Here is an 8,899-nt window from a genome sequence, read left to right as displayed (position 1 = left end):
GAGCGTGTAGGCACGGCCGGGGCGGTGCTGAACGCACCGCCGGGACCGGTCCGACGGCTCGGCTCGGAGCGGAATCGCAGGGACCGATGGGACCTCGGGGTGATCCGGGCGGGGCTGCGGGGCGATCCGGACGCGAACGCAGGGCGATCTGGACGGGACTGCCGGACGGCCCGAGGGGAACGCAGGACGGCCGGGACGGGGCGGAAACGCAGGACGGCCGGACGGGAACGCAGGGCGATCCGGACGGCAACGCAGGACGGCCCGAGGGGAACGCAGGCCAGTACGGAGGAGACCGCCGGGGCGGTCGGGCCCTCGGGGTGATCCCTTCGACGTTGCGAGGCGATCCGGAGAGGCCGCGCGTGGGGACCCCGCCGTGGGAACCCGCGTGGGGACCAGCCGTGCGGACCCGCGTGGTCTAGACGGACCGCACCGCTGTGTGGACGGTGTACGCGGCGAGGACGAACGCATCCGGCCTGCGGTGCACGCTCGCCGGGTCGGACGGGTCGAGCAGGCGGTCCAGGGTGGCGAGGTCCTCGGCGTCCAGGTGCTCACTGCCGGCGTCGCGCAGCCGGGACAGTGAGGCGGCGACGTAGGCGCGGGCCCGGTCGGTTGCGGGGGCGGGCAGGTCGAGTAGGAAGCTGCGGGTGCGGGGGTGCTTGAGACCGACGGAGGTCAGCAGCGCCGGCCAGTCCTCGGTCTCGGCGACGGAGCCGGGCAGGTCGGCCCGCATCCGGGCGAACCACTCCTCCTGCACCACGTCGAGCCGCGCCTGCAGCCCGGGGCGGCCGATGCCGATGTCCCGGGGCAGGAAACGTGCGGGCAGGCCGCCTTCGAGGAGGGCGAGGGTGCCGCCCGGGGCCAGCCGGGCGGCGAACGCGGCGAGCGCGGCTCGCTGGTCGCCGAGGTGGTGCAGGCTGCGGCTGGCCCACAGCAGGTCGGCCGGATACTCCAACTCGTCCAGCACGCCGGGCAGTTCACCCGCGAGGGTGTCGAAGCGGTCGGCGACCGACTGGCGTGCGGCGCGGGCGCGGGCGCGCTCCAGCAGCGGCTCGGTGCCGTCGACGGCCACGATCCGGGCTCCGGGAAAGGTCTCGGCGAACAGGCATGCGACGACACCCGGCCCGCTGCCCGCGTCGACGATCAGCCCCGGGTCGGTCACCTCTTTCGCGAGCCAGGCCATGGCCCGCTCGTAGACGGGCGTGAACAGCTCCGCCTGCGCCACCAGCTGGGAGGCCATGGCGTTCCAGTCGATGTCGGTGTCGTTCGCGTGCGCGTGTCCGTGCTGGTGCTGCCCGTGCGGGCGCTGCTCGTGCTGGTGCTGCTCGTGCTGGTGCTGCTCGTGCGGGTGCTGCTCGTGCGGGTGGTGGTCGTTCGGGTGGTGGTCGTGCGCCATGGTGGACAGCCTCTCGTCGGTGTGCCGTCAGCGTGCGACGGCACACCGGGCACGGGCCAGCGGTGTTGCCGGTACGGCAAAAAGGAGATGCGTCGTGGCAAGCGGCCCGGCGACCATGGGCCGATGGACGGAACACTGGTGAGGCGCTTCCTCGACGACGGGTTCGTGAAGATCGAGGGCGCCTTCCCGCCGCGGGTCGCCGAGGACGGTGCACGACTGCTGTGGCAGGAGACGGGCTACGACCGCGACGACCCCGGCACCTGGAAGGACCCGGTGGTGTGGGTGGGCGGCATGGCACAGGGGCCCTTCGCGGCGGCGGCCAACTCCCCTGTTCTTCATGAGGCGTTCGACGCCCTCGTCGGTGGGGACCGGTGGGTGCCGCGCTACTCGCTGGGCTCCTTCCCCTTGCGGTTCCCGCACACGGAGGAGCCGGACGACGCCGGCTGGCACATCGAGGGCAGCTATCTGCCCGAGGGAGCGGCGCATTACCACGCCAATCTGCGCTCCCGGGACCGTGCCCTGCTGATGCTGTTCCTGTTCAGCGAGGTCACCGAGGCCGACGCGCCGACCCGGATCCGGGTCGGCTCCCACCTGGACGTTCCACGGGTCCTCGAACCGTACGGCGAGGCCGGCGCGTCCTTCCTGGAACTCGGCCCCCAGGTCGACGCCGCCTCCGCGCACCGCCCGCTCGCCCACGCCACGGGCCGCCCCGGCGACGTGTATCTCTGTCATCCCTTCCTGGTGCACGCGGCGCAGCCGCACCACGGCACGCGCCCCCGCTTCATGGCGCAGCCTCCGCTGTGCCCGGCAGCGGCGTACGAACTGGACCGCCCGGACGGGAACCACTCTCCGGTGGAGGAGGCGATCCGCCGGGGCCTGTCCCTCGGCAAGGACTGACCAGGTGTGTGGCCCTGCGCGGAAGACTCGCGGCGGCGCGTGGAGCCTGGCTCGTCTTCGAGGACGAAGCCGGATTCTCCACCCCTGGGGTCTGGCACACATTCCGCGGATGATCTCGAACTCATCTTCAGGTGGCGGGTACCTCTCGCCCGGTCAGCATCAGCACCGCGGGGCGGTGTGTGCCGCGTCGCTGCCGGACGGCCGCCGGTCCGGCCCCGGGTGCGGAAGACCGGCCAGCAGACTTCGGTCCGCCAGTGTGCGCTGTCCGGGGTCTGGCGCCGGCCGACCAGGTAGTACTCGCCGAGTGGGCCGTCGACGGCGAGTGCGTGGCGCGAGACGTAGGCGGCCAGCGCGCCGTAGGCACGGTCGACCTCGGAGGGCGGCCCGCAGTGCTCGATCACAGCGAGCTCCGCCGGCGGTACGTGTAGCGGCTCGACCCGGCCGAGCGGCCGGACGGGGCCGTTGCAGGGCACGAAGACGGTGGCCTGTCCCCGGTGCAGGGTGAACAGCTCGTCCGCGTACACGCCGCCGGCATGGCTGGTCTCCCGCAGCCCCTGGCCGGCCAGGGTCGCGAACAGTTCGCCGAGGGCGCCCTGGAACCAGGCCCCGACGTCTTGGGCCTCGACCGTCGCCGTGATGGCCGCGGCCGGGACCGCGCCGATGCTGCGCCTCCCGCGCAGGTCGCCCGGAGCGTGGTGCCCACGGCCGGATCCCGGCCGTGCACGCACCGAACAGGGGAGTTGGCCAACCATGCCGCAGACCACCGTCACGGACGTCGACCAGATCGTGCAGCGTTATGCAGCCGTCTGGAGCGAGCCGGACACCGCTGCACGCAGGCGCACCGTCGCCGAGCTGTGGGCCCCGGACGGCGTCGAGTTCGTCGAAGGCGCCCGGTTCCGCGGCCACGACGGCCTAGTGGACCGGGTCTCGGAGGCGTACGGGCTGTTCGTCGCCTCCGGGGAGTACCACGTCACGGACGACAACCACGTCACCGTGCACGACGACGTCGTCATGTTCACCATCCGGTTGACGTACGCCAAGGGCCCGCAGGCCGACGAAGTGGCCTGGGCCGCCCGGGTCTTCCTCGTGCTGGGCGACGGCCGGATCGTGCAGGACTACCACCTGACCGTCCAGCCGCTGCCCGAGGCACAGGGCCTGCCGTACAGCTCGTGCCGGTTCAGCGCCGGGCTGCCTGGCAGAGTCCGGGCTGACCATCAGAGCAGCCTGAGCAGCGGAACGACATCGTGGAGCCCCACCCCGATCTCTGATCGACTCGTACACGAACACCCGCGTCCGGCCGTGACGGTGGAGCTGCGTTCCCCGCACAGGTCGGTGATCGCGGCTGCTGGTTCTTGAGAGCCGCGCCCCCGTGCAGAGCCGGCCCGGCGGTGGGCTTCAGCCGTCCGCCGACTTCGTGAAGGAGCGCAGTGCGAAGACGGGGTCGGGGCGCGGGCGGTCCTGGTCCGGCAGTCGGGCAAGGCCTTCGGCGAAGTTCTTGGTGCGCGGATCGTCCGGCGGCAGCAGGGTGAACCAGCCGCGGCCGAGGTCGGCGATGGTGACGCGAGGGCTGCGGCCCTGGCCGATGCCCGGGAAGGAGGCGTGCCCGGACGGGGTCAGTCCGTGCTCCGCCGCGTGCGCGGTGACGGTGTCCGCGGCGTCCTGGGCGGGGCGGCGCGGGCGCGGGGCGAGGACGGCGTCGATGTCGCTGCCGACGTCGTGCGCGGCCGCCTTGTCGACGGTGGTGACATAGACCCCGCCCGGCCTCAGGACGCGGGCGCACTCGGCGACGACGGCCCGTACCTCGGCGGCATGGGAGAGCAGGTGCAGCAGCCAGATGCTGGTGACCACGTCGAAGGTGCCGTCGGCGAAGGGCAGCCGACGGCTGTCGGCCCGCAGGATCGTGCCGGGCAGGCGGGCCGCGGCCCGGCGCGCCATGCCCACGGCGAGATCGGTGCCGGTCACCCGCAGGCCGGGCCGGGCCGCGGCGAGGCGCCTGGTGACGATCCCGGTGCCGCAGGCGGCGTCGAGGAGGCGGCCCGGCCGGTCGGGGATGAGGCCGAGGACGGCCCGGGCCGCCGCCTCGGCGCGGGGCTCGCCGCCGCGGGAGACGTCGTAGGCGCCGGCTTCCTTGTCGTAATCGAGCACATTCCTCAGTGTGGCCGGTGACCTGGGGCGATGTCCTCCACCCTGTGGGCGAGCGCGAAATCCTTCTCGGTGACGGCGCCGCCCGCGCTGTGTGTGTTCACGCTGAGGGAGACGGTGTGATAGCCGAGGGTGAGGTCGGAGTGGTGGTCCAGCTCGTCCTGGATCCGCGCGATGTGCACGACGAGCGCCGCCGCCGCGAAGTGCGAGTCGAGCCGGTAGGTGCGGGTGAGGCGGTCCCCCTCCAGCGACCAGCCGGGCAGCTCGGCCAGCCGGTCCTCGATCTCCTTCTGCGACAGCGGTTCGACTGCCATGTCCGGTCTCCCTTCGGGGCGGGCGGGCGGGTCCTCGTTCAGCCTGCCACGTCCAGCCCGTGACGGACTGCCCGTACGACTCCGTACGCGCTCCGGATTCAGCCCCCGGTGCACATCGGGCTCAGCCCGTGAGCACTCCACGCCCAGCCCGTACCCGCTTCGTGCGAAGCCCCCGCACCCGATCCGGTCTCAGCCCCGTACCCGCTCCGCGCGAAGCCCCGCACACGCTCCACGCTCAGCCCCGCACACGCTCCACGCTCAGCCCCGTACCCGCTCCGCCGCGAGGTCGTCCGCCAGGGCGGCGATCCGGGCGCGGCCCTCCACCCGCTCGACCCAGGCGTGCGGCAGGCCGACGTCGCCGTGCCGGGCGCCGAGCAGGTTGCCGCAGATCGAGCCGGTGGAGTCGCTGTCGCCCGAGTGGTTGACGGACAGCAGCAGGGCGTCCTCGACGGCCGGCTCGGCCAGGGCGCAGTAGACGCCGAGAGCGAGGGCCTCCTCCGCGACCCAGCCCGCGCCGAGGGACTCGACCTTCTCGGCGGTGGGCGCTCCCCCGGCCGCCAGGTCGAGGGCCCCGCGCAGCGCGGCCGTGGTCTCCTCGTGCCCGCGATGGCGCTCCAGCAGCCGCAGGGTGCGCAGCACCGCGCCCTCCAGGGACTCCCCTGCGACCAGGTGCGCCACGATCGCGGCGAACGCGCCCGCCGCGTAGTAGCCGGTGGGGTGGCCGTGGGTGATCTGGGCGCCGCGGGCGGCCATGGCGAAGGCCGTGTCGGCGGGGCGCACGAGGCCGAAGGGGGCCGAGCGCATGACACCGCCGCAGCCCTTGGAGTCGGGGTTGACCTCTCCCGGTGTGCCGTCGAGCGGGAGTGCCGGGTCGGGGGCGTACATCTGGGCGGCTCCGGACAGGCACGCGTTGCCGGGGGCACGGCGGGCGTACAGCCAGGCCTCGGTGACGAGGCCGCCCGCGGGTGCGCCGTTCTGCGGCGGTGCGGCCTCCTCGGGACCGGACCTGCTCTGGGTCTGGAGCCACCGTTCGTAGGCATGGCGCAGCAGCAGGGCCCAGCCGCCGCCGATGCCCTTCTCCCGCTCGCGTGCATGGGCCTGGACGAGGGCCTCGGCGGTGAAGAGGGTCATCTGTGTGTCGTCGCTGATCCGGCCCACCACCCCGTGCGCGCCGGGCACGAGGCCCCGCACGCCGCGTTCGCCGTGCAAGGCGCGGATCCGGTCGAGGGAGGAGAACTCGACGGGGTACCCGAGGGCGTCGCCGAGGGCACCGCCCAGGAGACAGCCGCGGACTCTGGCCCGGTACACCGCCGCGGCCTCCCAGGACGGCTTCCAGGGCTGGTTCATGCGTGCGCTCCTCAACTCCGGTCTGCCGCACGGGTCGTCGATCGGTCTCCCCGACCGTGGGGCGGCCTCCTCGACCACCGGGAAACTCCTCGGCCGTCGCGCGGTCTCCTCGACTACGGTCATCCGTATGACCATTGTCGCGACCGGCCCCACCGCATCCGTCACCGCCCCCGCAGACCGGACCCGCAGGGCGGACAGGACCGACAGGACAGACAGGACCGACAAGGGCGTGGGCCCGCTGCTGCGCGCCTGGCGGGAGCGGCGCAGGATCTCGCAGCTGGAGCTGGCGCTGCGCGCCGACTCCTCCGCCCGGCACATCAGCTTCATCGAGACCGGCCGGTCCCGGCCCAGCGAGGAGATGGTGCTGCGGCTGGCGGAGCACCTGGACGTGCCCGTGCGCGAGCGCAACGCCCTGCTGGTGGCGGCCGGTCACGCCCCGCACTATCCGGAGACCCCGCTGGACGATCCGGCGATGGACGTCCTGCGCGACGGCATGGAGCGCCTCATCCAGGGCTACGAGCCCTACCCGGCACTGGTGGTCGACGCCGGGTACACGGTCGTCGCCGCCAACCGCGGGATCGCGATGCTGCTGGAGGGCGTACCGGAGAAGCTGATGACGCCGGCGCCGAACGCGATGCGGCTGACGCTCCACCCGGAGGGTCTCGCGCCGCGCATCCGCAACCTGCGCGAGTGGCGCGGCCATCTGCTCGCCCAGATGGAGCGGCAGCTCGCCCTGCACCGCTCGGAGCCGCTGCGCGCCCTGTACGAGGAGGTGTCCGGCTACCCGCTGGCCGCGGACGCGCCCGGCTGCGAACCGGCCGAGCCGGTGCCGTACTTCGCGCTGCCGATGGTGATCGAGCACGACGGCCGGATCCTGTCGTTCGTGTCGTCGATCTCCACGTTCAACACCCCCATGGACGTCACGGTCGCCGAACTCGCCATCGAGACGTTCCTGCCCGCGGACCCGGCGACCACCAAGTACCTGCACACGCTGGCCGGTTGACGCACCCTGCCGGATGCGGGTCCGGTCGAGAGCGTGTGCGAGCGCGCGTCGCATGGCAGACTGCCCGGGTACTTTCGGCGCGTAGGGGAGGGCGTGGCGTGAGTGAGCGGCGGGCTGCGCCCACCGTGGGCCAGGTGGTGCTCGGCAAGCGGTTGCAGGAGCTGCGGGAGGCGGCCGGGCTCAGCCGTGAGGAGGCTGCCCGGGTACTACGGGTGGCGCCCGCGACCGTACGGCGCATGGAGATGGCCGAGGTCGCGCTGAAGATCCCGTACGTCCAGGTGCTGCTGTCCACCTACGGGGTGGCCGAGGAGGAGGCGGCCGCGTTCGTGCGGCTGGCCGAGGAGGCCAACCAGCCCGGCTGGTGGCAGCGGTTCCACGACGTGCTGCCCGACTGGTTCAGCCTGTATGTGAGCCTGGAGGGTGCCGCCCGGATCATCCGCTCCTACGAGCCGCACTTCGTGCCGGGACTGCTGCAGACCGAGGCGTATGCGCGCGCGGTGATGGAGGCCGGGACGATCGGGCAGACCGGGCCGGAGACGGTCGAGCGGCATGTGGCGCTGCGCATGGAGCGGCAGCAGCTGCTGGAGCGGGACCATCCGCCCCATCTGTGGGTGATCATGGACGAGACGGTGCTGAGGCGTCCGGTGAGCAACCGGCCCGAGGTGATGCGCGACCAGCTGGACCGACTGCTGGAGTACGCCGCCCGGGACCGGGTCACCCTGCAGCTCGCCGAGTTCGCGGCCGGCCCGCATCCGGGGACGTACGCGCCGTTCACGCTGTTCCGGTTCGCCGAGCCGGAGTTGCCGGACATGGTGTTCACCGAGTACCTGACCGGCGCGCTGTACCTGGACTCCCGCCAGGAGGTCTCCGCGCATCTGGAGGTGCTGGACCACATGACGGCACGGGCCGCCTCCGCGCAGCGCACCGAGAAACTGCTGCGGGAGTACCGCGAGAACCTCTGACCCCTGTGACCAGCTGAGGAGCACCCACCGCATGACCGGATCCGAGTCCGCACCCATCACGGTCGACACCAGCAGGCCGCACCCTGCGCGGGTGTACGACTGGTGGCTGGGCGGCAAGGACAACTACCCGGTGGACGAGGAGCTGGCCCGGAACATCCTGGCCGCGGACGGCACGGCGGTGCGCGGGGCACGCGCCAACCGCCGGTTCATGCACCGGGCCGTCCGCACGGCCGCCGAGGCCGGGGTGCGCCAGTTCCTGGACATCGGCACGGGCATTCCCACCGAACCCAATCTGCACCAGGTGGCGCAGGCCGCGGCCGCGGACTCCAGGGTGGTGTACGCGGACAACGACCCGGTCGTGCTGCGGCACGCCGAGGCGCTCCTGCACGGCTCGGCCCAGGGCAGCACGCAGTACGTCCACGCCGACGTCCGCGACCCGGACACCATCCTGAAGCGGGCCGCGGAGACCTTGGACTTCGAGCGGCCCCTCGCGCTGTCCCTGGTGGCGCTGACCCACTACCTGAACGACGCCGCCGACGACGTGTACGGGCTCGTAGAGCGCTACGTGGCACGGCTCGCCCCGGGCAGCTTCCTGATCCTGTCCCAGGTCACGCAGGACCTCAGCCCGGACGGTGTGGCGCGGGCCGCGGAGCTGTTCCGCCGCAGCGGCACCCCCTTCCACCCGCGGACGCTGCCCGAGTTCCGGCGGTTCTTCGACGGCCTGGAACTCCTCGGTCCGGGCGTGATCCCCGTGCACGGTTGGCGTCCGGAACCGGAGGACGTGGCGGCACAGGTGGAGGGTGTCGTCCCCGTGTACGCGGGGGTGGCGCGCAAGCCCTGA

At 73.0% G+C, this 8,899-nt stretch carries 9 protein-coding genes and 1 pseudogene; 5 read left to right on the top strand and 5 right to left on the bottom strand.

Annotation, left to right across the window (positions count from 1 at the left end):
- Positions 1-415: 415 nt before the first annotated feature.
- Complete coding sequence (locus AB0H32_RS21495) at positions 416-1,393, bottom strand: class I SAM-dependent methyltransferase (protein WP_361122835.1); 978 nt, start codon at positions 1,391-1,393, stop codon at positions 416-418.
- Between the two features lie 123 nt (positions 1,394-1,516).
- Between AB0H32_RS21495 and AB0H32_RS21490 the strand changes: the two genes are divergently transcribed.
- On the top strand, positions 1,517-2,290 hold the full coding sequence (locus tag AB0H32_RS21490) for a phytanoyl-CoA dioxygenase family protein (RefSeq protein WP_361122832.1): 774 nt from the start codon (positions 1,517-1,519) through the stop codon (positions 2,288-2,290).
- Positions 2,291-2,529: 239 nt separating this feature from the next.
- Here AB0H32_RS21490 and AB0H32_RS21485 read toward each other — a convergent pair.
- Positions 2,530-3,042, bottom strand: a pseudogene (locus tag AB0H32_RS21485) (GyrI-like domain-containing protein); the annotation flags it as partial.
- Between AB0H32_RS21485 and AB0H32_RS21480 the strand changes: the two are divergent.
- Complete coding sequence (locus AB0H32_RS21480) at positions 3,041-3,646, top strand: nuclear transport factor 2 family protein (RefSeq protein ID WP_361122829.1); 606 nt, start codon at positions 3,041-3,043, stop codon at positions 3,644-3,646. The pseudogene AB0H32_RS21485 and the gene AB0H32_RS21480 overlap by 2 nt on opposite strands.
- Positions 3,647-3,685: 39 nt before the next feature.
- On the opposite strand, the gene AB0H32_RS21475 is transcribed toward AB0H32_RS21480, so the two are convergent.
- The 3 genes from AB0H32_RS21475 to AB0H32_RS21465 all read right to left on the bottom strand — a co-directional run bounded on the left by AB0H32_RS21475 (position 3,686) and on the right by AB0H32_RS21465 (position 6,093).
- Entirely contained in the window at positions 3,686-4,435 is a 750-nt protein-coding gene (locus AB0H32_RS21475) for a class I SAM-dependent methyltransferase (protein ID WP_361122826.1), read from the bottom strand.
- Positions 4,436-4,440: 5 nt separating this feature from the next.
- Positions 4,441-4,746 carry a 4a-hydroxytetrahydrobiopterin dehydratase gene (locus AB0H32_RS21470; protein WP_361122823.1) on the bottom strand — a complete coding sequence of 102 codons (306 nt, stop codon included), beginning with the start codon at positions 4,744-4,746 and terminating at the stop codon, positions 4,441-4,443.
- 258 nt (positions 4,747-5,004) lie between these two features.
- A complete protein-coding gene (locus AB0H32_RS21465) occupies positions 5,005-6,093 on the bottom strand; it encodes an ADP-ribosylglycohydrolase family protein (RefSeq protein ID WP_361122820.1) in 1,089 nt (362 codons plus the stop codon).
- Positions 6,094-6,220: 127 nt separating this feature from the next.
- Between AB0H32_RS21465 and AB0H32_RS21460 the strand changes: the two genes are divergently transcribed.
- The 3 genes from AB0H32_RS21460 (at position 6,221) to AB0H32_RS21450 (ending at position 8,899) form a co-directional block, all read left to right on the top strand.
- Positions 6,221-7,096 carry a helix-turn-helix transcriptional regulator gene (locus tag AB0H32_RS21460; protein ID WP_361122818.1) on the top strand — a complete coding sequence of 292 codons (876 nt, stop codon included), beginning with the start codon at positions 6,221-6,223 and terminating at the stop codon, positions 7,094-7,096.
- 98 nt (positions 7,097-7,194) lie between these two features.
- Complete coding sequence (locus tag AB0H32_RS21455) at positions 7,195-8,058, top strand: helix-turn-helix transcriptional regulator (RefSeq protein ID WP_361122815.1); 864 nt, start codon at positions 7,195-7,197, stop codon at positions 8,056-8,058.
- A 31-nt stretch (positions 8,059-8,089) separates the two neighbouring features.
- Complete coding sequence (locus AB0H32_RS21450; RefSeq protein WP_361122813.1) at positions 8,090-8,899, top strand: SAM-dependent methyltransferase; 810 nt, start codon at positions 8,090-8,092, stop codon at positions 8,897-8,899.

Source organism: Streptomyces sp. NPDC020362, from assembly GCF_040642095.1.
Taxonomy (GTDB): domain Bacteria; phylum Actinomycetota; class Actinomycetes; order Streptomycetales; family Streptomycetaceae; genus Streptomyces.
The sequence above is the reverse complement of the archived record's forward strand: the minus strand, read 5'-3'. Positions and strand labels throughout refer to the sequence as shown.